At 54.0% G+C, this 24,000-nt stretch carries 21 protein-coding genes; 12 read left to right on the forward strand and 9 right to left on the reverse strand.

What is annotated here, in order from left to right; all coding sequences use genetic code 11:
- Positions 1-4: 4 nt before the first annotated feature.
- Positions 5-883, reverse strand: a complete 879-nt coding sequence (dapA, locus tag F3J30_RS05955; protein WP_014071284.1) for a 4-hydroxy-tetrahydrodipicolinate synthase — start codon at positions 881-883, stop codon at positions 5-7.
- 145 nt (positions 884-1,028) lie between these two features.
- Between dapA and F3J30_RS05960 the strand changes: the two genes are divergently transcribed.
- Both F3J30_RS05960 and bcp read left to right on the forward strand, forming a co-directional pair.
- A complete protein-coding gene (locus F3J30_RS05960) occupies positions 1,029-1,598 on the forward strand; it encodes a glycine cleavage system transcriptional repressor (protein WP_014071285.1) in 570 nt (189 codons plus the stop codon).
- Positions 1,598-2,068, forward strand: coding sequence for a thioredoxin-dependent thiol peroxidase (gene bcp / locus F3J30_RS05965; RefSeq protein WP_166716574.1), 471 nt, complete (start codon positions 1,598-1,600; stop codon positions 2,066-2,068). The genes F3J30_RS05960 and bcp overlap by 1 nt, the downstream gene beginning before the upstream one ends.
- A gap of 95 nt (positions 2,069-2,163) precedes the next feature.
- Here the strand turns inward: bcp and F3J30_RS05970 are convergent, their stop codons facing one another.
- Positions 2,164-3,228: an AI-2E family transporter gene (locus tag F3J30_RS05970; RefSeq protein WP_014071288.1), complete on the reverse strand. Its 1,065-nt coding sequence runs from the start codon at positions 3,226-3,228 to the stop codon at positions 2,164-2,166.
- A gap of 221 nt (positions 3,229-3,449) precedes the next feature.
- Between F3J30_RS05970 and bepA the strand changes: the two genes are divergently transcribed.
- Together bepA and arsC are read left to right on the forward strand one after the other, a co-directional pair.
- A complete protein-coding gene (bepA, locus tag F3J30_RS05975) occupies positions 3,450-4,913 on the forward strand; it encodes a beta-barrel assembly-enhancing protease (RefSeq protein WP_166716576.1) in 1,464 nt (487 codons plus the stop codon).
- An 18-nt stretch (positions 4,914-4,931) separates the two neighbouring features.
- Positions 4,932-5,288 (forward strand): arsenate reductase (glutaredoxin), encoded by a 357-nt coding sequence (arsC, locus tag F3J30_RS05980; RefSeq protein WP_014071290.1) that lies wholly within the window; start codon positions 4,932-4,934, stop codon positions 5,286-5,288.
- Here arsC and F3J30_RS05985 read toward each other — a convergent pair.
- Entirely contained in the window at positions 5,285-6,109 is an 825-nt protein-coding gene (locus tag F3J30_RS05985; RefSeq protein ID WP_166716579.1) for a helix-turn-helix domain-containing protein, read from the reverse strand. The genes arsC and F3J30_RS05985 overlap by 4 nt on opposite strands.
- Before the next feature lie 159 nt (positions 6,110-6,268).
- Here F3J30_RS05985 and celB point away from each other — a divergent pair, with 159 nt between their 5' ends.
- Genes celB through F3J30_RS06000 form a run of 3 tightly spaced genes read left to right on the forward strand, consistent with a single transcriptional unit; the run spans position 6,269 to position 9,972 of the window.
- A complete protein-coding gene (gene celB, locus F3J30_RS05990; protein WP_166716582.1) occupies positions 6,269-7,588 on the forward strand; it encodes a PTS cellobiose transporter subunit IIC in 1,320 nt (439 codons plus the stop codon).
- A 3-nt stretch (positions 7,589-7,591) separates the two neighbouring features.
- A complete protein-coding gene (locus F3J30_RS05995; RefSeq protein WP_166716586.1) occupies positions 7,592-8,548 on the forward strand; it encodes a N(4)-(beta-N-acetylglucosaminyl)-L-asparaginase in 957 nt (318 codons plus the stop codon).
- Positions 8,548-9,972, forward strand: a complete 1,425-nt coding sequence (locus F3J30_RS06000; protein WP_166716700.1) for a leucyl aminopeptidase family protein — start codon at positions 8,548-8,550, stop codon at positions 9,970-9,972. Before F3J30_RS05995 ends, F3J30_RS06000 begins: the two co-directional genes overlap by 1 nt.
- A 63-nt stretch (positions 9,973-10,035) precedes the next feature.
- Here the strand turns inward: F3J30_RS06000 and F3J30_RS06005 are convergent, their stop codons facing one another.
- The 4 genes from F3J30_RS06005 to F3J30_RS06020 form a co-directional block, all read right to left on the reverse strand.
- Positions 10,036-10,737, reverse strand: a complete 702-nt coding sequence (locus F3J30_RS06005; protein WP_217187534.1) for a DnaA inactivator Hda — start codon at positions 10,735-10,737, stop codon at positions 10,036-10,038.
- Positions 10,738-10,832: 95 nt separating this feature from the next.
- Positions 10,833-12,125 carry a uracil permease gene (gene uraA / locus F3J30_RS06010; RefSeq protein WP_166716588.1) on the reverse strand — a complete coding sequence of 431 codons (1,293 nt, stop codon included), beginning with the start codon at positions 12,123-12,125 and terminating at the stop codon, positions 10,833-10,835.
- 87 nt (positions 12,126-12,212) lie between these two features.
- Positions 12,213-12,839: a uracil phosphoribosyltransferase gene (upp, locus tag F3J30_RS06015; RefSeq protein ID WP_014071296.1), complete on the reverse strand. Its 627-nt coding sequence runs from the start codon at positions 12,837-12,839 to the stop codon at positions 12,213-12,215.
- Positions 12,840-13,064: 225 nt separating this feature from the next.
- Complete coding sequence (locus F3J30_RS06020) at positions 13,065-14,495, reverse strand: 6-phospho-beta-glucosidase (RefSeq protein WP_014071297.1); 1,431 nt, start codon at positions 14,493-14,495, stop codon at positions 13,065-13,067.
- 266 nt (positions 14,496-14,761) lie between these two features.
- Here F3J30_RS06020 and purM point away from each other — a divergent pair, with 266 nt between their 5' ends.
- From purM to ppx, 4 genes are all read left to right on the forward strand, one after another.
- Positions 14,762-15,799 (forward strand): phosphoribosylformylglycinamidine cyclo-ligase, encoded by a 1,038-nt coding sequence (gene purM, locus F3J30_RS06025; protein WP_014071298.1) that lies wholly within the window; start codon positions 14,762-14,764, stop codon positions 15,797-15,799.
- Positions 15,796-16,437: a phosphoribosylglycinamide formyltransferase gene (purN, locus tag F3J30_RS06030; RefSeq protein ID WP_014071299.1), complete on the forward strand. Its 642-nt coding sequence runs from the start codon at positions 15,796-15,798 to the stop codon at positions 16,435-16,437. The genes purM and purN overlap by 4 nt, the downstream gene beginning before the upstream one ends.
- 205 nt (positions 16,438-16,642) lie before the next feature.
- Positions 16,643-18,703: a polyphosphate kinase 1 gene (gene ppk1, locus F3J30_RS06035; protein WP_166716591.1), complete on the forward strand. Its 2,061-nt coding sequence runs from the start codon at positions 16,643-16,645 to the stop codon at positions 18,701-18,703.
- Positions 18,704-18,706: 3 nt separating this feature from the next.
- Complete coding sequence (gene ppx, locus F3J30_RS06040) at positions 18,707-20,254, forward strand: exopolyphosphatase (protein WP_166716594.1); 1,548 nt, start codon at positions 18,707-18,709, stop codon at positions 20,252-20,254.
- 4 nt (positions 20,255-20,258) lie between these two features.
- Here ppx and F3J30_RS06045 read toward each other — a convergent pair whose 3' ends face one another.
- A complete protein-coding gene (locus tag F3J30_RS06045) occupies positions 20,259-22,499 on the reverse strand; it encodes an EAL domain-containing protein (protein ID WP_166716597.1) in 2,241 nt (746 codons plus the stop codon).
- A 352-nt stretch (positions 22,500-22,851) separates the two neighbouring features.
- Between F3J30_RS06045 and F3J30_RS06050 the strand changes: the two genes are divergently transcribed.
- On the forward strand, positions 22,852-23,040 hold the full coding sequence (locus tag F3J30_RS06050) for a YfgG family protein (RefSeq protein WP_041162103.1): 189 nt from the start codon (positions 22,852-22,854) through the stop codon (positions 23,038-23,040).
- On the opposite strand, the gene F3J30_RS06055 is transcribed toward F3J30_RS06050, so the two are convergent.
- Positions 23,037-23,927 (reverse strand): LysR family transcriptional regulator, encoded by an 891-nt coding sequence (locus tag F3J30_RS06055; RefSeq protein WP_166716600.1) that lies wholly within the window; start codon positions 23,925-23,927, stop codon positions 23,037-23,039. The genes F3J30_RS06050 and F3J30_RS06055 overlap by 4 nt on opposite strands.
- Positions 23,928-24,000: the final 73 nt, after the last annotated feature.

Raw genomic sequence — 24,000 nt, forward strand, 5'->3', positions numbered from 1 at the left:
AACTTTACAGCAAACCGGCATGTTTCAGCGCTGCTGCAACGATTTCGCGACCGTGGTCGGTAATCGGTGTCATTGGCAGACGCAACGTGTCGGTCGCTACAAGTCCCAATTCCTTACAAGCCCATTTCACTGGGATCGGATTGGGTTCGACAAATAATTTATTGTGCAACGGCATCAGACGCTGGTTAATCACGCGAGCTTCATCGAAATGACCGGCCGCAGCCAGTTTGCACATTTCGGCCATATCACGTGCCGCAACGTTAGCGGTTACGGAAATCACGCCATGGCCACCCAGCTGCATAAAGTCCAGCGAGGTCGCATCATCACCGCTCAGCAGGATAAAGTCATCTGAAACCAGCTCTTTGATCTGGTGAACACGACTTAAGTTCCCGGTCGCTTCTTTAATCCCGATAATATTTTTTACTTTCGAGAGGCGGCCAACTGTTTCCGGCAGCATATCGCACCCGGTACGGGACGGCACATTATACAGAATTTGTGGCAAGTCAGTATGTTCAGCGATGGCTTTGAAATGCTGGAACAAACCTTCCTGAGTAGGACGGTTGTAATATGGCGTTACCGTCAGACAGCCAACAATGCCGCTGTCGTTAAAACGTTTGGTCAGGCTGATAGCTTCTGCGGTTGCATTAGCGCCCGTTCCTGCAATGACCGGAATACGTCCATCGGCCAGCTCCAGGGTCAGCATAACCACATCGCCGTGCTCTTCATGGCTCAGCGTTGCAGATTCACCGGTAGTCCCTACCGAAACGATCGCCGAGGTTCCATTGGCGACATGGTAATCAATGAGCTTCTTCATGCTTGACCGGCAGACATTACCTTTTTCATCCATCGGTGTAACAAGCGCGACAATACTTCCCGTGAACATGGGCCATCCTCTGTGCGAACAAGAGCCTCAATGTTACGTTTGGAACTGTAATAAAAGCAAGCGACCTGAGGCTCTCAGGCGGTTGTATGCATGTTTTTTTTATGCTTTCCTTAGGAAGACTTAACCAAGCAAAGGAAGAACGGGTTTGACAACCTCATCACAACATTACCTGGTTATCACTGCGCTGGGTGCTGACAGGCCGGGTATCGTGAACACCATCACCCGCCACGTAAGCAGTTGCGGCTGTAATATTGAAGACAGCCGCCTGGCGATGCTGGGCGAAGAGTTCACATTTATTATGTTGCTTTCCGGGACATGGAACGCCATTACGCTGATTGAATCCACCCTGCCGCTAAAAGGCGCGGAGCTGGATTTATTGATCGTGATGAAACGCACCACGGCTCGCCCGCGTCCTGCTATGCCTGCAACCGTGTGGGTGCAGGTTGAAGTCCCTGACTCACCGCATCTTATTGAACGCTTTACCGCGCTTTTTGACAGCCATCAAATGAACATTGCTGAGCTGGTTTCCCGTACCCAGACTGGCGATGACAGCGCACTTCCAATGCTGTTTATTCAGATTACCGCGCACTGCCCTGCCTCGCAGGATGCGTCAAATATCGAGCAAGCGTTTAAAGCCCTCTGTACAGAATTAAACGCGCAAGGCAGTATAAGCGTCGTCAATTATTCGCAGCATGAACAAGATGGAGTTGATTAATGAATCCACTGAAAGCCGGTGACATCGCACCGAAATTTAGCCTGCCGGATCAAGACGGCGAGCAAGTAAATTTAACCGACTTCCAGGGACAGCGTGTTCTGGTCTATTTCTACCCGAAAGCCATGACGCCGGGCTGTACCGTACAGGCCTGCGGTTTACGCGACAACATGGACGAGTTGAAAAAAGTCGGTGTGGAAGTGCTGGGGATCAGCACCGACAAACCAGAAAAACTGTCACGTTTTGCTGAGAAAGAGCTGCTGAACTTCACGCTGCTTTCCGACGAAGAGCACCAGGTGTGCGAGCAGTTTGGTGTCTGGGGCGAGAAAACCTTTATGGGTAAAACCTATGACGGTATTCATCGCATCAGCTTCCTGGTCGACGCTGACGGTAAAGTTGAGCATGTGTTTGATGACTTCAAAACCAGCAATCACCACGACGTGGTGTTGAACTGGCTGAAAGAGAACGCGTGATAAACAGCAAAACGGCAACCCAGGTTGCCGTTTTTAATGTTTTCCCCCTCTCCCGTGGGAGAGGGTCGGGGTGAGGGCATCAGGCCGCACAACCTCTACGTTTCGTCGACCGCCGGCACGTCCGGCCACGCGTGAACCACAGCCTTAATCAGCGTCGCCAGTGGAATGGCAAAGAACACGCCCCAGAATCCCCACAGCCCGCCAAAAATCACCACCGATAAGATAATCACCAGCGGATGCAGGTTCACAGCCTCAGAGAACAGCACCGGCACCAGCAGATTGCCGTCCAGCCCCTGTATGATCAGGTATACCGCGAAACAGCTCCAGAATTCGGTTCCCAGACCAAACTGGAACAACGCTACGCCCACCACGGGAATCGTCACCACAAAAGCACCGATATATGGGATGAGCACCGAAAGCCCCACCAGTACCGCCAGCAGCAGCGAGTAGTTCAGACCGAAGATCAGGAAGCCAATCCAGGTCGCCACACCCACCACAATCATCTCCAGTACCTTGCCGCGAATGTAATTGGTGATCTGCTGGTTCATCTCTTCCCAGACCTGACCGGCCAGACCGCGGTTGCGCGGCAGAATGCGCCGTACCGCATTCAGCATCTGATCTTTATCTTTGACCAGGAAGAAAACCATTAACGGAACCAGCACCAGATACACCGCCAGCGTCAGCAGACCAACCAGGGACGCCAGGGAGTATTTCACCACGGAATCCCCCATCGTCATGATCCGGGCGCGCATATTTTCAGCCATCGCATCAATAATTCCGGCGTCCATCAACGCAGGATAGCGGCGCGGTAGCGTGGCGGCAAAATCGGAGAGCTTATTCAACATGCCAGGCATATCGCGGATAAGGTAAATGCCCTGCTGCCAGGCAACCGGCATCACCACAAAAGACATCAGCAACAGGATGCCGACAAACAACACCAGCACAATGCTCGTCGCCCAGCGACGGGAGCAGCCGATATTTTCCAGGCGCACCGTTGGCCACTCCAGCAGATACGCCAGAACAATGGCCACCAGCAGCGGAGCCAGCAGGCCGCTAAAGAAGAACAGAATACCGAATCCGGCAACCAGAATGACGAGCAAAGCAATGGCTTCCGGGTCGCTAAAACGACGCCGGTACCACTGCATTAACATTTCGAGCATACAACCCTTCCCTGAATCGAATGGCGGGAGTGAGAATGTGAATTGTATCTAACTGTCACAAAAAAGACTTTCGCTTTTTGTATCACTGTAACGATCCGCAAAAGCCTGATGAATGGGATTTTCTTCATGCTGCAACACGGCTACACTCGCAGGGCAGTGGTGATGAACGAAGTACGGGTTCGTCGGTCAAATTAGCACACCCAAAATACAGGACAGTGGTTATGTTCAGGCAGTTGAGAAAAACACTGGTTGCGACACTTATCGCCGCACTGACGGTCGGTCAGGTCATGCCTGCTTTTGCCGACTCGGCCGATACTTTGCCGGATATGGGCACCTCAGCAGGAAGCACGCTCTCCATCGGGCAGGAGATGCAAATGGGTGATTACTACGTTCGCCAGTTGCGCGGCAGTGCCCCGCTCATTAATGACCCGCTACTGGTGCAATACATCAACGGCCTGGGGATGCGCCTTGTCGCGCACGCCAACTCGGTGAAAACCCCGTTCCACTTCTATTTAATTAATAACGACGAAATCAACGCCTTCGCCTTCTTTGGCGGCAACGTGGTGCTGCATTCGGCGTTATTCCGCTATTCCGATAACGAAAGCCAGCTCGCTTCAGTAATGGCGCACGAAATCTCCCACGTCACGCAGCGCCACCTGGCGCGCGCGATGGAAGACCAGAAACGTAATGCCCCGCTGACCTGGGTTGGCGCACTGGGCTCGATTCTGCTGGCAATGGCCAGCCCTCAGGCCGGGATGGCAGCGTTAACCGGTACGCTGGCCGGTACGCGCCAGGGCATGATCAGTTTTACTCAGCAGAACGAACAGGAAGCTGACCGTATCGGTATTCAGGTGTTGCAGCGCGCAGGGTTTGATCCGCAGGCCATGCCAACCTTCCTGGAAAAACTGCTCGATCAGGCACGTTATTCAACTCGTCCACCTGAAATCTTACTGACTCACCCCCTGCCGGAAAGCCGTCTGTCAGATGCGCGTAACCGCGCCAACCAGATGCGCCCGGTGGTGGTGCAGTCGTCGCAGGATTTCTATATGGCGAAAGTGAGAACGCTGGGGATGTATAAATCCGGGCGTAATATACTCACCAGCGATCTGCTGGATGCGCTGGCTAAAGGCAACGTGCGCGAGAAAAATGCGGCGCAGTACGGCCAGGCATTGCAGGCGATGGAAGCCGATAAATACGATGAAGCGCGCAAAGCGCTGCAACCCCTTCTGTCGGCAGACCCGAATAATCCGTGGTATCTCGACCTTGCCACCGATATCGACCTGGGGCAGAAAAAAGCCACCGATGCTATTAATCGCCTGAAGGGCGCAAAAGATGTGCGTACCAACCCGGTACTGCAATTAAACCTGGCGAATGCTTACTTACAGGGCGGCCAGCCAAATGAAGCGGCGAACATTCTTAACCGCTACACCTTTAATAATAAAGACGACCAAAACGGCTGGGATTTACTGGCGCAAGCGGAAGCACAGTTGGGCAACCGCGATCAGGAGCTGGCGGCGCGTGCTGAAGGTTTTGCGCTGGTCGGCCGTCTCGATCAGGCGATTTCGCTGTTAAGCAGTGCCAGCTCGCAGGTTAAGCTCGGCAGCCTGCAACAGGCTCGCTACGATGCCCGAATCGATCAGCTGCGTGGTTTGCAGCAGCGCTTCAAGCCGTATGAAAAGATGTAATAAAGGAGAGAACAGGTCATGACAGACGCGGTAAAAATCTACCACAACCCTCGCTGCTCCAAGAGCCGCGACACCCTCAGCCTGCTGAAGTCTAACGGCGTGGATCCTGACGTGGTGCTGTATCTGGAAACACCGCCGGATGCGCAGACTATCCGCCAACTGCTGCACATGCTGGGAATGGGCAGCGCAAGAGAACTGATGCGCCAGAAAGAAGACCTGTATAAGTCGCTCAATCTGGACGACTCGCATCTTACGGAAGACCAGCTGGTTCAGGCGATGGTTGAAAATCCAAAGCTGATTGAGCGCCCGATAGTCGTGGCCAACGGCCAGGCACGTATTGGTCGCCCGCCGGAAGACGTGCTCGAAATCCTCTAATCTTTACGCTGCAGTGCTTCGAGAAAGGCCTGCGGCGTACAATCCCCCAGTTTTTTCTGCGTTTTCCCCCGGTTGTAGAAATCACACATCTGGATCAGGAGCTGCCCGGCCGGCTCAACATTCACCCGCGGAATAATCTCCCCTAACGGAACCGCCACCTGCACGGCATTGTGTTTTGCCGCATGGGCCTTGACCGCGATATCGCGCCCGGGCAGAGCGACCTCAAAACCAAAAGTCTCAAGAGATTGTATATCAGCCGGACAGGCATCCAGCAGCGCCAGCGCCCAGTTCGTCAGCAGCTGGGGTGAAACACCGGCGTAAAGGCGGGCATACAGCCATCCACTCACAGGCTCACGCGCCCACAGCAGATGTTGCTCACCACCGTCATCCATATGCAGTGATAGCGGCTGATGGTGCAATGCCAGCTGCCGGGGCACAATACCGGCCTTTAGCGCCTTTTTTCCCTGCAAGGGTGCGTTTCTGGTTTTTGCCGACGCGGGTTTCAGGTAGCGGTTCAGCGTGGCGCGAGAAACGGCAATCCCCAGCCCTTCATTGACCAGAAGGAGTAACTCATCAAGGGGGGCGCCAGTAGTATCACGAAGACAGTTCACCAGTAAAACCTGATCTTGTATCATCGCTTTGTGTATCACTTTTGGTGTGGTGTGATTATCTGAAACCTGCTCACGATTACGCCAGCGTCTGACGGTTGTCACAGAGATCCCAAGCTCGGTGGCCAGCTCTCTGTCGCTCTTATCAGACTGCTGAAGATAGCGGCGAATACGCGGTGTGGTTGTGGCGTTAGCGTGCAGTTTGATTTCCATCGCGAGAGTTCCAGTTAATTTTCTTATAACCAATCTTATGAGATTTATATTATCTCAGCGAATACAATGTGACCGATTTCACCTTTCACTCACCCCGCTTCACTGATAATCCACAGACATAACATAAACAACACCACTCAATCTTGTACGGAGTTCACAATGAACAATGTTCTGGGATTTCTTGAAGCAAAACTGATGCCGCTGGCAGCAAAAACGGCACAGCAGCGTCATCTTGGGGCCATTCGCGGTGCTTACGTTTCATTCATGCCGTTTATTATCGTTGGCTCAATACTGCTGGTGATCTCGTCGTTCCCGAATCAAAACTATCAGCACTTTATGGCGCAGGCCTTTGGTGAGAGCTGGAGCGCGATTATCGAAATCCCGTTCAATGCGGTGTTCTCGACCATGTCGTTGTTCATTAGCTTCCTGGTCGCCTTCCGCCTGGCCGAACACTACGGTGAAGACCGCATCTCTTGCGGTATTCTGGCGCTGGTGGCATTCCTGATCCTGACGCCGTTTATTAAGGTGGCTGAAAACGGCGGTATTACTGTAATACCGGTGGAGTGGATAGGCAGTAAGGGGCTGTTTGTGGCGATGATCGGCTCGCTGCTGTGGACGGAACTGTTCTGCTGGCTGAAGCGCAAAAATTTGGTGATTAAAATGCCTGATGGCGTGCCACCTGCGGTGCAGGAGTCGTTTGCAGCGCTGATCCCGGCCCTGCTGGTCATGATTCTGGTGCTGGTTATCCGCATCGTCTTCGAAAACACCCACTACCACACCATTCATCAGTTTATTTACGAGGTCGTTGCCACGCCGGTGCGCCACTACGGCACGTCCTACTTTGGCGCGCTGATGACGGTGTTCAGTATCACTATCCTGTGGTCAGTGGGCATTAACTCCGGATCGATGATCAACGGCATTATTCGCCCGCTGTGGATGGAGAACCAGACCGATAACATCGCCGCTATCCAGGCGGGTACAACCCCGCCGCACATTATTACCGAACAGTTTTTTGACATGATCTGGATGGGTGGTGCAGGCGCAACCCTGTCGCTGGTGATAGCCATGCTGATTTTCGCCCGCAGTAAAAACATGCGCGAAGTGGCCCGGCTTGGCGCAGGGGCCTCGGTGTTCAACATTAACGAACCGATCCTGTTTGGCCTGCCGGTCATCATGAACCCCATCATGCTTATCCCTTTCAATCTTGTCCCGCTGGTGCTGGTCACCGTGCAGTATGCGGCGATGAAAATCGGTGCAGTTGCCGTCACCACCGGGGTCTTTATCCCCTGGACGCTGCCCCCCGTCATCAGCGGTTTTATCGTCACCGGACATCTCAGTGGCAGCGTCATGCAGCTTATCAACTTGCTGATCGGCGCAATGCTGTACCTGCCTTTCATGCGTATCGTGGACAAACAGTACCGCGCGGCGGAAATTGCCACCCTTACGCAACCCGAAACCACGCTGGCTAAACAGGAGTAAAGCATGTGGGGAATTATCGCAACCTGGCGAATGGCGCTTGAAGGGGTAACGGAGTCTGCGTCTGCGCTGGCTGCGGGGAAACCGGTGGCAACAGCGGTAGTGGATGCTGTCGCCACCGTAGAGGACTTCCCGTTTTATAAATCCGTCGGCTATGGCGGGCTTCCCACGGAGAATGGCGAGGTGGAACTCGATGCCGCATACATGGACGGCGATTCGCTGGCCTTTGGTGCCGTGGGTAATCTGGTGGATATTGCCAACCCGGTGCGCGTCGCTCACGCATTAAGCCGCCAGCGCTATAACAGCCTGCTGGTTGGCCAGGGCGCGCGCGAGTGGGCTCTGAGCCAGGGCTTTGCCGACAAAACCATGCTGACCGACCGCGCTATGCAGCATTACCGCAAACGCTGCCGCGAAACGCTGGATAAGGGCTTAAGCCCGTACGATGGCCACGATACCGTCGGTATTATTGGGCTGGATAAACAGGGCTCGATGAGCGTGGCGACGTCCACCAGCGGCCTGTTTATGAAAAAGCGTGGCCGCATTGGTGATTCGCCCATCATTGGGTCCGGCTTTTACTGTGACAGTGAAACCGGTGCCGCCACCGCTACCGGTGTGGGTGAAGATCTGATGAAAGGCTGCACCAGCTACGAAATTGTGCGTCGGATGGCGCAGGGAATGTCACCGCAACAGGCGGCAGACTCGGTGGTCTTTGAGCTGGAAGATAAGCTGATGTCTCGCTTTGGCCGCGTTGGGGATCTCTCCGTCGTCTGCATGAATAACAAAGGCGAATTCGGCGCAGCCACCAATATCAAAACCTTTTCGTTCGTGGTGGCCACCGCCCGCCAGCCGCTTACGGTGTTTCGCACCGAGCGGCTGCAGGAGAAAACCCATTATCACGCCGTCGATGATGGCTGGATGCAGGCTTATGCCGAGCGTATTCGCGCCCCGATTGAGGAAGAATGATGATCACCTGGCAACTCATAACCACCCTTTCACAGGCTAAGCCGCAAAGTCACCTGATTGCCTGTTCATCCTGTTCACAGCTGCCGGACACGGCGCTTATCGATGAAATGCGTGAACAGCAAACCGTCGCAGATACCCGTTTTGGTTGCGCCCCGTTTTCCCGGATAACCCTGCTGCCAGAGGCTTTGTGGCACGACGCGCTAACCGGGGGCTTACTTGCCGCACTGCGCCCCCTTTTCGCCGCCCCCGTCAGCCGTGAGATAGTGCTTGATATAACGAACATCCACGATACCGTCCTGGCGCAGGTGCTCCTGTTTCTCTTTAATCAGGCCCATTCCCTGAGCGATTTACAGCTGAAGAAAACCGACGAAACCGCCGTCCGCCTTTGCCACATTACTGCCCTCTGTCGGCCGGAACAGCAGGTAAGCCTGGAAACATTCTTCCGCCAGCAGCAGGCCATTGCGCAGGGCATGGTTGCCGCAAGACGCCTTGCCGACCTCCCATCCGATCGTTGTACCCCACAGTTTATGGTCGAAGAGGCGCAGAAACTGTGTGCCGCCTTCCCTGCCCTGCACTGCGAGGTGCTTGATGAACGACAGATCGTGGCGCAAGGTCTGGGGCTGCTGCACGCCGTTGGCAAAGGCGCTACCTGCCCGCCACGTCTGCTGGCCATCCACTATAACGGCGTGCCTGACGGCCCGGTGCGCTGCTACGTGGGCAAAGGCATTACGTTTGATACCGGCGGCCTGTGGCTCAAAGAAGGCGCGGGCATGTACACCATGAAGTACGACATGTGCGGCGCGGCAAACGTGCTGGGTTTGATGCTCAGCATGGCAGAGCTGGGCCTGCCCGTTCGGATCATGGGCGTGCTGGCCCTGGCGGAAAATGCCATTGGCCCGGATGCCATGCAGCCAGGCTCCGTGGCGACGGCTTGCAACGGGACCACGGTGGAAATCAACAATACCGATGCTGAAGGGCGACTGGTGTTGGCAGATGCTATCGCCTGGGCCAGCAAGCGCCATCCGCAGGCGCGCTATATTATTGATATGGCGACGTTAACCGGTGCAGTGGTAAAAGCGCTGGGGTATGAGCTAAGCGGACTAATGACTCAGGATGAGCCATTACGTCATGCGCTTTCCCGGGCAGGTCAAAAGAGCGGCGATGAAGTATGGTCGCTGCCGCTGGATGCGCGGCTGAAAAAGCAGACCGACAGTGCCATCGCCGATCTGTGCAACACGCCGACCAACAACGCGGCAATTAGCGCGTCGGCGGCCTGGCTGCTGCACCACTTCTGCCCGCCGACGATCCCGTGGGCACATCTGGATATTAGCGGAACGGCGTTATGGCGTGAGAATGGGCGGAGCGTGGCATCGGGCAGGCCGATTCCGCTGCTCATGGAGCACTTGTTGGGGGATAGTGCCTGAATGTTATGCCGGGTGGCGGGTTTTCGTAGGCCCGGTAAGCGCAGCGCCACCGGGCGAGCAAACTCAAAGCTTGAGAATATCTTTCACAAACGGAATGGTCAGCTTGCGCTGGGCGGTAATAGAGGCGCGATCGAGCTGATCGAGCGTATCAAACAGCGTGCGCATTTCGCGATCCAGGCGCTTGAGCAGGAAGCGACCCACGTCTTCCGGGAGTTCAAATCCGCGCAGTCTTGCCCGCAACTGCAGCGCCTGGAGTTTGTCTTCGTCAGACAGCGGCTGCAATTTGTAGATTTGCCCCCAGTCCAGGCGCGAAGCCAGATCCGGCAGCCCCAGATTGAGCTGACGCGGTGGACGATCGCCGGTGATCAGCAGCCGGGTTTTGCCCGACTCCAGGATGCGGTTATAGAGATTAAACATCGCCATTTCCCATGGCTCATCTCCCGCAACGCATTCGATATTGTCGATGCAGACCAAAGAGAGGTGTTCCATTCCCTCCAGCACTTCGGGTACGAACCAGGTACGCTTATCCAGCGGCACATAGCCAACTGCGTCACCGCGCGCAGAAAGCTCCGCGCAGGCAGCGTGCAAAAGATGGCTGCGCCCCGCGCCTTCGCGTGACCAGATATAGATGTATCCGCTGTGTTCCTGGCGCAACACGTTTTGCAGTGCAGCCAGTAAAGAGGGGTTATCGCCCGGCCAGAAACTCGCGAAAGTTTCGTCGTCAGGTAGATAAAGTGGCAGAGAGAGCTGTGCCGGTCCGTTCAGAAATACCTCAACCAGATCTTACATAAAATCGGCAACGAGTTTAGCACGGAACCTGCAAGGAGAGAAACGGGCGGATCGTCCGCCCGATATAACGATCAGTGTTGCACTTTTTCTTCGCTGTCGTCAGCATCCAGCACAACTTCTTCCGGGCGCAGAACGGAGATCAGTTTAAAGATCAGGCTCAGCGCCACACCCACGATGGTGGCCAGCGCCATGCCTTTCAGCTCGGCTGCACCAATGTGCACCTTCGCACCGCTCACGCCGATGATCAGGATAACAGAGGTCAGGATCAGGTTTTGTGCTTTGCTGTAATCCACTTTGGATTCAATCAGTACGCGAATACCGGATGCACCGATCACCCCGTACAGCAGCAGAGAGACACCGCCCATGACCGGAACCGGGATAATCTGAATGGCAGCAGCCAGCTTACCCACACAGGAGAGCAGGATAGCGATAATCGCCGCACCACCGATAACCCAGGTGCTGTATACACGGGTGATCGCCATTACGCCGATATTCTCACCGTAAGTGGTGTTAGGCGTAGAGCCGAAGAAACCGGAGATAATCGTAGAAAGGCCGTTAGCAAACATCGAACGGTGCAGGCCCGGGTCACGGATCAGGTCACGCTTAACGATGTTGGCCGTCACCACCAGGTGACCCACGTGTTCCGCGATAACCACCAGCGCCGCAGGCAGAATGGTGAAAATAGCAAACCATTCGAAACGCGGGGTGTAGAAGGTTGGCAGTGCGAACCAGTGCGCCTGCGCGATAGGTGTCGTATCCACAACACCCATCACGAAGGAGAGCGCATAACCCGCCAGCACACCGATAAGGATCGGGATAATGGCCATAAATCCGCGGAACAGCACAGAGCCAAATACGGTCACACCCAGCGTAACCATTGAGATAATGATGGTTTTGGAATCCGGTGACTGGCCGTCAGCAGGCAGCAGACCCGCCATATTTGCCGCAACACCCGCCAGTTCAAGACCGATGACGGCAACGATTGCGCCCATCGCCGCAGGCGGGAACATCACATCCAGCCAGCCCGTACCCGCTTTTTTCACAATGAAGGAAACCAGACAGAACAGTACGCCGCACATAATGAAACCACCCAGCGCCACTTCATAGCCTAACGGCAGCAGCAGCAACACTGGCGAGATAAAGGCAAAGCTCGACCCCAGATAGGCCGGGATTTTACCTTTACAGATAAAGAGGTAAAGGAGCGTACCGACACCGTTAAACAGCAGTACGGTAGCCGGGTTAATGTGAAACAGGATTGGCACCAGCACGGTTGCGCCAAACATGGCGAACAGGTGCTGCAAACTAAGCGGGATTGTCTGTAAAAGCGGCGGTCTTTCACTCACCCCGATAGCACGGCGCGTCATAGTGTTTTCCTCAAGTGTTGTTTGTTGTGGGACGTTTTATTCAAAAAAAAGCCGACTATCAAAGTCGGCTTTTCATTTGTTATTCGATTATTTAGTACCAAAAATCTTATCGCCGGCATCGCCAAGCCCCGGGATAATGTACCCGTGCTCGTTCAGCCCCTGGTCGATAGATGCAGTGTACAGCTCAACATCCGGGTGCGCTTTTTCCAGCGCAGCGATACCTTCAGGTGCCGCAACCAGAACCAGAACTTTAATGCTGCTACAGCCTGCTTTTTTCAGCAGGTCGATGGTGGCGATCATAGAGCCGCCAGTCGCAAGCATTGGGTCAACAACCAGCGCCATACGCTCGTCGATGTTGGACACCAGCTTCTGGAAATACGGAACCGGCTCCAGCGTCTCTTCATTACGGTAGATACCCACAACGCTGATACGCGCGCTTGGTACGTGCTCCAGCACACCTTCCATCATGCCCAGACCCGCACGCAGGATTGGCACAACGGTAATTTTCTTACCTTTGATCTGCTCGACCTGAACCGGACCGTTCCAGCCTTCGATGGTCACTTTTTCAGTTGCCAGGTCAGAGGTTGCTTCGTAAGTCAGCAGGCTACCCACTTCCGATGCCAGTTCGCGAAAACGCTTCGTGCTGATGTCATGCTCACGCATCAGGCCCAGCTTGTGTTTAACGAGTGGGTGTTTCACTTCCACAATCTTCATTCTCTTTCTCCTCTGAGGTGGCAACCGCAAAAAAATCGCGGGATTATACCGCTTTTTTCGGATTAGGCCATACCCATCTTACTTGACTACGATCAATCAAAATGATTTAGAGACAAAAAAACCGGAGACAAGCTCCGGCTTTGGTGCGGGGTTCTGCCGGGTGGCGCTAACGCTTACCCGGCCTACAAATCCCGTAGGCCCGGCAAGCGCAGCGCCACCGGGCAATTATAGCTGCTCGCCGTTACTGGCAATAACCTGCTGATACCAGTCGAACGACTTCTTCTTACTGCGGTTCAGCGTACCGTTTCCTTCATTGTCTTTATCGACAAAGATAAAACCGTAGCGTTTTTTCATCTCGCCAGTACCGGCGGAAACCAGATCGATACAGCCCCACGGGGTGTAACCCATCAGGTCAACGCCGTCTTCCACCACCGCCTTTTTCATCTCGCTGATGTGCGCCGCAAGATAATCAATGCGGTACTGATCGTTCACCGTACCGTCACTCTCCTGCACGTCGATTGCGCCAAAACCGTTCTCCACGATAAACAGCGGCAGCTGGTAGTGATCCCAGAACCAGTTCAGGGAATAACGCAGGCCAACCGGGTCAATCTGCCAGCCCCAGTCAGATTTTTGCACGTACGGGTTAGAGACCAGGCTCTTGCTCTCGTCGTAATCCAGCTGTGGATTATCTGCCGTGGCTTTTGTGGCGAATGACATGTAATAGCTGAAACCGATGTAATCCACGCAGCCTTGTTTCAGCGCGGCTTTATCTTCAGCGGTAATATCCAGCGCGAAGCCACGACGCTCAAAGTAGTTGAGCAGATGCTGCGGGTACTTGCCGCGTACGTGCACGTCAGTAAACCAGTAGCGACGGTGCATTGCATTCATCGCCATCATCATGTCGTCTGGCGCGCAGGTCAGCGGATAAATCGGGCACATGGCAATCATGCAGCCAATCTGCAACGACGGGTTAATTTCGCGCCCGGCTTTGACGGCCAGCGCGCTGGCCACCAGCTCGTAGTGCGCCGCCTGGAACATCACCGGCTCACGGTCTTCGCCCGGCTCGTACTTCAGCCCGGAGTTGGTAAACGGCGCGAAGTCTTCGTGGAAGTTTGCCTGGTTGTTGATCTCGTTGAAGGTCATCCAGTACTTCACTTTATGCTGGTAGCGCTGGAAGACCACTTTTGAGAAACGCACAAAGAAATCGATCAGCTTGCGGTTACGCCAGCCGCCGTATTCGGTAACCAGATGGAAAGGCATTTCGAAGTGCGAGAGCGTGATGACCGGTTCGATGCCGTACTTCAGGCACTCGTCGAAAAGATCGTCGTAGAATTTCAGGCCAGCCTCGTTAGGCTCCAGCTCATCCCCTTTCGGGAAAATACGCGTCCAGGCGATAGAGGTTCGGAAACATTTGAACCCCATTTCGGCAAAGAGTCGGATGTCTTCTTTATAGCGATGGTAGAAATCGATGGCTTCATGGTTCGGGTAATTTTTCCCCTGCAACACGCCGTTGGTGATTTCACGCGGTACGCCGTGCGCGCCTGCGGTCATCACGTCGGCGACGCTGACGCCCTTGCCACCCTCTTTCCAGCCGCCTTCAAGCTGGTGCGCCGCAACCGCGCCACCCCACAGAAAACCTTCTTTAAATCCTGGCATTCGCTTTCCCTCATTCTGCGTTATTTTCTGCAAAAACAATTACAGAAACCGGTTTCAGTTCGATGATGTGCAAAGGGGCAGCGTGTTGCAAGCAGATCACCGAAACCGGTTTCATTTTCGTGAACAGAGTCAAGTTTGGCGGCTCTTCCCTGCCCGGAAGAAAAAAAAATCCTCGTACCGAGAATAGGCTCGCAAACGTTTGCCTGGACTGTTAGAATTGCGCCGATTTTTCTTACTAGCTATGCAATCGCGTGGGGACTTGAGCCGTGACCAACAAAACTTCTCTCAGCTACAAAGATGCCGGTGTTGATATTGACGCAGGTAATGCGCTGGTTGACCGAATCAAAGGTGTGGTGAAAAAAACCCGCCGCCCGGAAGTGATGGGTGGTCTGGGTGGATTCGGCGCACTGTGCGCGCTGCCGCAAAAATATCGTGAACCTGTTCTGGTCTCGGGTACTGACGGTGTAGGTACTAAACTGCGCCTGGCGATGGATCTTAAACGTCATGACACGATCGGTATCGATCTGGTGGCAATGTGCGTAAACGACCTGGTGGTACAGGGCGCTGAGCCGCTGTTCTTCCTTGACTACTACGCAACCGGCAAACTGGACGTGGATACCGCAGCCAGCGTGATTAACGGCATCGCCGAAGGTTGTCTGCAATCGGGCTGTTCACTGGTCGGTGGCGAAACCGCTGAAATGCCAGGTATGTACCACGGTGAAGATTATGACGTCGCCGGCTTCTGCGTCGGCGTGGTAGAAAAATCAGAAATTATCGACGGCAGCAAAGTGGCTGACGGCGATGTGCTGGTTGCGCTGGCTTCCAGCGGCCCGCATTCCAACGGTTATTCTCTGGTACGTAAAATCCTTGAAGTCAGCGGTTCTGACCCGCTGACCACTGAACTGGATGGCAAACCTCTGGCCGATCACCTGCTGGCACCAACCCGCATCTACGTGAAAAACGTGCTGGAGCTTATCGAGAACGTCGACGTTCACGCGATTGCCCACCTGACCGGTGGCGGCTTCTGGGAAAACATTCCACGCGTACTGCCGGATAACACCCAGGCCGTGATCGACGAATCCTCCTGGCAGTGGCCGTCCGTATTTAACTGGCTGCAAACCGCAGGCAACGTCAGCTCTCATGAAATGTATCGTACCTTTAACTGCGGCGTGGGCATGGTCATCGCGCTGCCTGCAAGCGAAGCGGATAAGGCGATTGCGCTTCTGAATGAGAAAGGTGAAAACGCGTGGAAAATCGGTATCATCAAAGCATCTGATTCCGAACAGCGTGTGGTCATTGAATGAAAAACATCGTGGTGCTCATTTCCGGCAACGGAAGCAATTTGCAGGCGGTCATTGACGCCTGCAAACAGAAGAAGATAAATGGCACCATACGTGCAGTTTTCAGCAACAAGGCCGATGCATTCGGCCTTGAGCGTGCCCGCGATGCAAATATCCCGGCGCACGCGCTGGAAGCCAGCCAGTTCTCCGGGCGTGAAGCCTTTGACCGCGAACTGGTGCAAGAGATAGACGCCTACGCGCCGGATGTGGTGGTGCTGGCAGGATACATGCGTATTCTCAGCCCGGCGTTTGTTTCTCACTATTCCGGGCGTCTGCTCAATATCCACCCTTCTCTTCTGCCTAAATACCCGGGCCTGCATACCCATCGCCAGGTGCTGGAAAATGGCGATGAAGAGCACGGGACGTCCGTACACTTCGTGACCGACGAACTTGACGGCGGGCCTGTTATTTTACAGGCGAAGGTTCCGGTATTTGACGGCGACACCGAAGAGGATGTGACAGAGCGCGTGCAGACGCAGGAACACGCTATCTATCCGTTGGTGGTGAGCTGGTTTGTCGATGGGCGTCTGGAGATGCGCGACGGCACGGCCTGGCTGGACGGCGTTCAGTTACCCCCGCAGGGCTATGCGGCGGAAGAGTAGTTTGTTATGTCGGGTGGCGTTGCGCTTACCCGACCTACACATTGCATTACCCGATATTCCCTTCCCTCAAACCTCTAAAATCCCCCAGAAAAAAAATAACTGTCATACTTTTCTGGCACTGTTGGACATATCGTGGAAATGCTCGCCATAATAAGGACGAGACGGATTTACCACGTCCTGTGATTGAACTGGAGTGTGAGCTGTAATGGGTCAGGAAAAGTTATATATCGAGAAAGAGCTAAGCTGGTTAGCATTCAACGAGCGTGTACTCCAGGAAGCGGCAGATAAAGCCAACCCGCTGATTGAGCGTATGCGTTTTTTGGGTATTTATTCCAACAACCTGGATGAATTCTATAAAGTTCGCTTTGCAGAGCTGAAGCGCCGAATCATCATCAGTGAAGAGCAAGGCTTAAACTCGCATTCGCGGCATCTGCTTGGCAAAATCCAGGCCCGCGTATTGAAAGCCGATCAGGAATTTGACGGTCTGTACAACGAACTGCTGCTGGAAATGGCACGCAACCAAATCTTCCTGATCAACGAACGCCAGCTCTCCGTCAACCAGCAAAACTGGTTACGCCACTACTTCAAACAGTATCTGCGCCAGCACATTACCCCGATTCTGATTAACCGCGAAACTGACCTGGTGCAGTTCCTGAAAGATGATTACACCTATCTGGCGGTTGAGATCATTCGCGGCGAATCTATTCGCTATGCGCTGCTGGAAATCCCGTCTGATAAGGTTCCGCGTTTTGTGAACCTGCCGCCGGAAACGCCGCGCCGACGCAAGCCGATGATCCTGCTGGACAACATTCTGCGTTATTGCCTGGATGATATCTTCAAAGGTTTCTTCGATTACGATGCGTTAAACGCCTATTCCATGAAGATGACCCGTGACGCCGAATATGACCTGGTGCACGAGATGGAAGCCAGCCTGATGGAGCTGATGTCATCCAGCCTGAAACAGCGTCTGACGGCAGAGCCAGTGCGCTTCGTTTATCAGCGTGACATGCCAGATGCCATGGTTGAAATGCTGCGCGAAAAACTGACGATTTCCCGCTATGACTCCATCGTACCGGGTGGTCGCTACCACAACTTTAAAGACTTTATTGGTTTCCCGAACGTCGGCAAAGCCAACCTGGTCAACAAACCGCTGCCACGTTTACGCCATCTCTGGTTTGATAAATTCCGCAACGGATTCGATGCCATCCGTGAACGCGATGTGCTGCTCTACTATCCGTATCACACGTTTGAACACGTGCTGGAACTGCTGCGCCAGGCCTCTTTCGACCCGAACGTGCTGGCCATCAAGATCAACATCTACCGCGTGGCCAAAGATTCCCGCATCATCGACGCCATGATCCATGCTGCGCATAACGGCAAGAAAGTGACCGTGGTCGTTGAGTTGCAGGCGCGTTTCGACGAAGAAGCTAACATTCACTGGGCTCGTCGTCTGACGGAAGCGGGTGTGCACGTTATCTTCTCGGCTCCAGGCCTGAAAATTCACGCCAAGCTGTTCCTTATTTCCCGTAAAGAGGGTGACGACGTGGTGCGTTATGCCCATATCGGTACCGGTAACTTTAACGAGAAGACCGCGCGAATTTATACCGACTACTCGCTCCTGACCGCTGATGCGCGCATCACCAACGAAGTGCGTCGGGTGTTTAACTTCATTGAGAACCCGTACCGCCCGGTCAGCTTCGATTATCTGCTGGTATCGCCGCAGAACTCGCGCCGCCTGCTGTACGAGATGATCGACAAAGAGATCGCCAATGCGCAAAAAGGGTTGTCTTCCGGCATCACGCTGAAGCTCAACAACCTGGTGGATAAAGGACTGGTCGACAGACTTTACGCTGCGTCCAGTTCCGGCGTGCCGGTCAATCTGCTGATTCGCGGTATGTGTTCCCTGATCCCGGAACTGGAAGGTATCAGCGAAAATATCCGCGTGATCAGCATCGTTGACCGCTATCTGGAGCACGACAGGATCTACATTTTCGATAATGCGGGAGATAAACAAGTTTATCTTTCATCTGCGGACTGGATGACACGCAATATTGATTACAGAATTGAAGTAGCGGCTCCGCTGCTGGATCCTCGACTGAAGCAGCAGATCCTCGACATTATCGAGATTTTGTTTAGCGATACGGTGAAAGCACGCCATATCGATAAAGAACTCAGTAACCGCTATGTGCCGCGCGGCAACCGCCGCAAAGTGCGGTCACAGTTGGCGATTTACGACTATATCAAATCACTCGAGCAACCCGATTAACCTATGCCGATAAATGATCAGACCCCACGACCGCAGGAATTTGCCGCGGTCGATCTTGGCTCTAACAGTTTCCACATGGTCATCGCCCGTGAGGTGGATGGCGCGTTGCAGATAATCGGTCGTCTGAAGCAACGTGTACATCTGGCGGACGGTCTGGATGAGAGAAGTATGCTCAGCGAAGAAGCGATGGAGCGCGGCCTAAACTGCCTGTCTCTGTTCGCTGAACGCCTGCAAGGCTTTTCTCCCTCCAGCGTTTGTATCGTGGGAACACATACCTTGCGCCAGGCGCTGAATGCGCCGGAATTTCTCAAACGCGCTGAAAAAGTGATCCCCTACCCGATTGAAATCATCTCGGGTAATGAAGAAGCGCGTCTGATTTTCATGGGCGTGGAACACACGCAACCCGAAAAAGGCCGCAAGCTGGTGATCGACATCGGCGGTGGTTCGACGGAGCTGGTAATTGGCGAAGACTTCGAACCGCGTCTGGTGGAAAGCCGCCGCATGGGGTGTGTCAGCTTCGCGCAGATCTACTTCCCTGGCGGAGCAATCACCCGCGAAAACTTCCAGCGTGCGCGCATGGCAGCCATTCAAAAGCTGGAAACGCTCTCCTGGCAGTACCGCATACAGGGCTGGAACGTGGCGCTTGGGGCATCCGGCAGCATTAAATCGGCGCATGAAGTGCTGCTGGCGATGGGTGAAAAAGACGGTTTTATTACCCCAGAACGCCTGACCATGCTCACCGAAGAGGTGCTCAAGCATAAAAGCTTTAACGCGCTGAGCCTGCCCGGTCTTTCCGACGAACGTAAAGCGGTGTTTGTGCCGGGCCTTGCTATCCTGTGCGGTGTGTTTGATGCGCTGGCCATTAAGGAGTTGCGTCTTTCCGATGGCGCGCTGCGTGAAGGTGTCCTGTATGAAATGGAAGGCCGCTTCCGTCATCAGGATATCCGTAGCCGCACGGCGCAAAGCCTGGCTAACCAGTACAACATTGACCGCGAACAGGCCAAGCGCGTGCTGGATACCACGACCCAAATGTATGATCAGTGGCAAGAGCAGAATCCTAAGCTCGCGCATCCGCAGCTGGCCGCGTTGCTGAAATGGGCCGCCATGCTGCACGAAGTGGGACTGAATATTAACCACAGTGGAATGCATCGCCATTCTGCTTATATTCTGCAAAACAGTGATTTACCTGGCTTCAACCAGGAGCAGCAGATGATGATGGCGACGCTGGTGCGTTACCATCGCAAAGCCATTAAGCTCGACGAGCTGCCGCGCTTTACGCTGTTTAAGAAAAAGCAGTTCCTGCCGTTGATTCAGCTGCTGCGTTTAAGCGTGCTGCTGAATAACCAGCGCCAGGCGACCACCACGCCGCCAACGCTGCGCCTGAAAACGGACGATCATCACTGGACGCTGAGTTTCCCGCATGACTGGTTTAGCCAGAATGCGCTGGTGCTGCTGGATTTGGAACGCGAGCAACAGTACTGGGAAGCCGTGACCGGCTGGTTACTGAAAATTGAAGAAGAGAGCTCACCTGACGCGAACGTTGCGGCCTAGTGACTCAGGCGCTCTCACAGGGCGCCTTCTCTTCGAGTAACGATTCCAGCGGCACCGGTTTACCTATCAGGTATCCCTGAACATAATCGATACCTAGCGCGTGCACCGCGCTACGTATCTCTTCAGTTTCCACATATTCCGCCACCACCAGCATTTTCTTCATCCGGGCCAGATGGCAAATTGATGCCACAATCTGATAATCCAGACTGTTGCTCACAATATTGCGAATAAAGCTGCCATCAATCTTCAGAATATCGGCATCGACGCTTTTCAGACGCGCATAGCTGGCATATCCCGTACCGAAATCATCAATGGCAATTCGCACGCCCATCTGCTGCAACTGCCTGAGCGTTTGCGCTGCCAGCGGCGAGTTACCGAAGCTACTGCTTTCGGTGATTTCAAACACTAACTGCCAGGCCTCAACGCTGTACTTCCTTAGCAGGCGGCTGACTTCCAGCGGCAGTTGCGCCCGACACACCGTCGACGGTGCCAGGTTAATGGCAAAACGCTGGCCCGGAAGTCTGTCGCGATGTTCAGTGAGAAAACGCAGCGTACGTTCCAGTACCCACAAATCAACACGCGACGACAAACCAAACTCCTGAGCCACCGGCAGGAACATATCAGGCGAGATGAGTTCACCCCGTTCATCTGGCATCCTCAGCAACACTTCATGGTAATGATCGCCACGCAGTCCCCGCACCGGCTGAATCATCAGGGTAAACTCATCCTGCTCCAGCGCGCGCTGGAGCCGGTTCATCATTGCCACTTTGCCCTTCAGATCCCGCTGCAAATTCACGGCACCGCGCTGCTGAAGGTTTTCAGGATGGTTGGTAGACATCGAGAGGTCAGCAATGACCCCCAGTTCACCCAGAACAAGATAGAGATGATTAACCGGCGAACGGACAAAGCAGTAGCTGACACCCACCTGGGGCTGCAACGGCATTCCATCCCAGATAAACCGGAACTGTTTAATATGCTCATCCAGCGTGTCGATACGCTGCTGGTGAGATTCTGTATTCAGGCGTACAGCCAGGTCGTAGCCTGTAAGATGGTAAACCCGTTCATTGGGCTGGAGCGTGCCATTAATCCATTCCGCCAGTTTTTGTTTGTACTGAATGCGCAGCAGCACGCCATAGTTACGCCCTAACACTTCCAGTTCAGGGATACGCAACAAACAAAGCGCCGACCACGGATTTTTGGCCAGATCGCGCGACAACGCCCGCAGGTTTGGCATATGCACGACCGGGTCGAGTAGCGCCAGCCTGCGCGAGCGGATATTAATGGCCCGCTGGCGTGTCGCCAGCATGGACATATAAGTCACCACAAATGAAAAGACCAGATAGCTCGACGAGGTGATCGCCAGCTGCACGTCATATCCCTGGTGCAGCGGAATGTAGCGGTAATAGTAGTGAATGGAAACCAGCAGTACCGGCGTCCAGATAATCGACATCAGCTTATAGCCAAACCGCATTGCGCCCCAGAGCATCACAGGCATCAGCAGCGACAAAGTATAGTTAGTGCTGAAAATGGAGCTGTTTTCGTTCATCGGGACCAGCAGCAGAGAGAGCAAGCCGCCTAATATCACGGCCCAGATCAGGAACTCCATGACGCTGACTTTCTTATCTATCTGCGCACGTACCTGAGAGATCAAACCTCTGATGTAGCGCGGGTTACGGATCAGGCGAATCAACAGATAGCTCAATGGCACGCCCGTCAGCCCGCTGACCAGCAGCGCCTGATAATTGATAAGCGTACGGATATTCAGGGGATTCAGCCCCGCCAAACTCTGGCGGCTTTCATACACCCCCAGATACACCGCGAACTGAAACAGCAACAGAAACAGCGTCGCAGGGCAAAAGACTTGCCAGAAAATGCGCTGTGCCATCAGGCGCACATCCCCATAGGCCGTCATATTACGTCTGGGGGTAAATACGCGATACCCTCCCCAACTCAGCACCAGCGGGACGATAAAATGCAAAATACATGCGCCCGTTTCAAACAGCCCAACCGAAGGGTAGTAGCGGAAAAACAGCGCCAGAATGATCCCGGGGACGGCCACCAGGCCAAAAAACAACATCATGGCCAGCAGGAAAAAGAGAGGGAGGTAATAGAGAACAGCCACTCCATCACCCAGTTGCGCAAAGGTATTCACCTCACTCAGTAACGGCAACAACAGGCTGGGTAAAATTAGCGGAAGCGCCCACCAGCGATCTTTGTTGTTTTTCAGGAAGAGGAGAATGTTCATAGATGCCCGATTAAAAACCCATTCGCTCCTGTGGGTAAATTAAGACAGGCATCCAACCTGACGAACATGCTCGCCAGTCAATTTCTGCGTGAGCATAAGGAGGAAGGATTTTAGTTCGAGGCCCAGGGAATCCGTTGACTTAAATCAAACTAATTTATTCGAATAATGCTTTCTTACGAAATTCGGCACTAATTTCCTTTATTTTATCAAAGCAGTAAATGCATGAACCATGTTTAATAACATTAGTTAATGTAAACATTGACGGTTTTTTACACATCCCGGAATTGACCCCCTCTTCCCGCTGTGCCTTAATATCCGTATCGCCCAAAAGGGTATGCCCAGGATAAACACAGTGAGTCAGGCCACGCGTATGCACAAACGACATCGATTTAACACTCGGATGACCCGCATCATACTGCTTATCAGTTTTCTCTTTTTCTTTGGCCGCTTTGTTTATTCTTCCATTGGCGCCTGGTATCACCATCAGGACAAGATGCAATCCCAGCAAACCAGTTTGTCTGTCGAGACTTCCGAACGCTAATCCAGCGGCTTATTTTGCAGCATCCGTATAATGGCAGAGATCCCTTTGCTCAGGATTTTGTCCTGGCGCATCACCACGGCCAACTGACGCTGCAAAACCGGCGTCAATGAATGCACGCTTAACCCTTCCCGATCGGCCAGGTTTTCTACCGCCATTCGCGGCACGATGCTGTATCCAAGCCCTGCACGCACCATACGTTTGATCGCCTCAATGCTCCCGAGCTGCATTACCGGCGCTATCGCTATTCCGCAGGCCTCAAACCAGCCGTCAATCAGCGCACGCGTACCGCTTCCCGATTCGAACGCAATCAGGGGCTGAGCGTGCAGGACCTCTGGCGTCAGTAGATCCCACGCGCCAGGCTGCTCCTGCGAAACAATAAAAACAAACTCTTCGTTCATCACCGGCATGACATCCAGCGTACGCCCGCTGACAGGCAGCGTGACCAGCCCCATGTCCAGACGGTTTTCTTCAATCGCGCGCACAATATCGAGCGTGTTCCCGGTGGTGACCCCCACCTTTAACAACGGGTAGTCGTTTCGTAACTGCTGCAACAGCGGGGGCAAAAGATGGATACAGGCTGTTGCCCCCGTCCCGAGCGTGATTGTCCCGCTCACCTCGCGGTTAAACTCGCTAACGAAACGAATGGCCTCATCCACCACCTGTTCGATACGTTCCCCGTGGCTCAGCAGCGCCAGCCCGGCTGCGGTGGCTTTAATGCCGCGCCCTGTGCGCTCGATTAATCGCGTCTGGAGAAATTGCTCAAGCTGGCGGATTTGTAGGCTAACCGCAGGCTGAGAAATGCCCAGCACATCCGCAGCGGCGGAAAAGCTACCCCGCTGTACCACCAGGCGAAAAGTCGCCAGATTGCCCAGATTTAGCGTCGTCATTCAAAGTTTCTCTTATACAGGTCATAAGGTCGCGAGCCTGCCTGCACAATACCGCGCCCGTTATGCTGAGGAC

It is taken from the genome of Enterobacter sp. Tr-810 (assembly GCF_011752765.1).
Taxonomy (GTDB): domain Bacteria; phylum Pseudomonadota; class Gammaproteobacteria; order Enterobacterales; family Enterobacteriaceae; genus Enterobacter; species Enterobacter soli.

What these genes read in the sequence shown, in the direction of transcription:
- dapA (WP_014071284.1), bottom strand. Translation starts at nt 883, where the DNA reads ATGTTCACGGGAAGTATTGTCGCGCTTGTTACACCGATGGATGAAAAA.
- bcp (WP_166716574.1), top strand. Translation starts at nt 1,598, where the DNA reads ATGAATCCACTGAAAGCCGGTGACATCGCACCGAAATTTAGCCTGCCG.
- F3J30_RS05970 (WP_014071288.1), bottom strand. Translation starts at nt 3,228, where the DNA reads ATGCTCGAAATGTTAATGCAGTGGTACCGGCGTCGTTTTAGCGACCCG.
- bepA (WP_166716576.1), top strand. Translation starts at nt 3,450, where the DNA reads ATGTTCAGGCAGTTGAGAAAAACACTGGTTGCGACACTTATCGCCGCA.
- arsC (WP_014071290.1), top strand. Translation starts at nt 4,932, where the DNA reads ATGACAGACGCGGTAAAAATCTACCACAACCCTCGCTGCTCCAAGAGC.
- F3J30_RS05985 (WP_166716579.1), bottom strand. Translation starts at nt 6,109, where the DNA reads ATGGAAATCAAACTGCACGCTAACGCCACAACCACACCGCGTATTCGC.
- celB (WP_166716582.1), top strand. Translation starts at nt 6,269, where the DNA reads ATGAACAATGTTCTGGGATTTCTTGAAGCAAAACTGATGCCGCTGGCA.
- F3J30_RS05995 (WP_166716586.1), top strand. Translation starts at nt 7,592, where the DNA reads ATGTGGGGAATTATCGCAACCTGGCGAATGGCGCTTGAAGGGGTAACG.
- F3J30_RS06000 (WP_166716700.1), top strand. Translation starts at nt 8,548, where the DNA reads ATGATCACCTGGCAACTCATAACCACCCTTTCACAGGCTAAGCCGCAA.
- uraA (WP_166716588.1), bottom strand. Translation starts at nt 12,125, where the DNA reads ATGACGCGCCGTGCTATCGGGGTGAGTGAAAGACCGCCGCTTTTACAG.
- upp (WP_014071296.1), bottom strand. Translation starts at nt 12,839, where the DNA reads ATGAAGATTGTGGAAGTGAAACACCCACTCGTTAAACACAAGCTGGGC.
- F3J30_RS06020 (WP_014071297.1), bottom strand. Translation starts at nt 14,495, where the DNA reads ATGCCAGGATTTAAAGAAGGTTTTCTGTGGGGTGGCGCGGTTGCGGCG.
- purN (WP_014071299.1), top strand. Translation starts at nt 15,796, where the DNA reads ATGAAAAACATCGTGGTGCTCATTTCCGGCAACGGAAGCAATTTGCAG.
- ppk1 (WP_166716591.1), top strand. Translation starts at nt 16,643, where the DNA reads ATGGGTCAGGAAAAGTTATATATCGAGAAAGAGCTAAGCTGGTTAGCA.
- ppx (WP_166716594.1), top strand. Translation starts at nt 18,707, where the DNA reads ATGCCGATAAATGATCAGACCCCACGACCGCAGGAATTTGCCGCGGTC.
- F3J30_RS06045 (WP_166716597.1), bottom strand. Translation starts at nt 22,499, where the DNA reads ATGAACATTCTCCTCTTCCTGAAAAACAACAAAGATCGCTGGTGGGCG.
- F3J30_RS06055 (WP_166716600.1), bottom strand. Translation starts at nt 23,927, where the DNA reads ATGACGACGCTAAATCTGGGCAATCTGGCGACTTTTCGCCTGGTGGTA.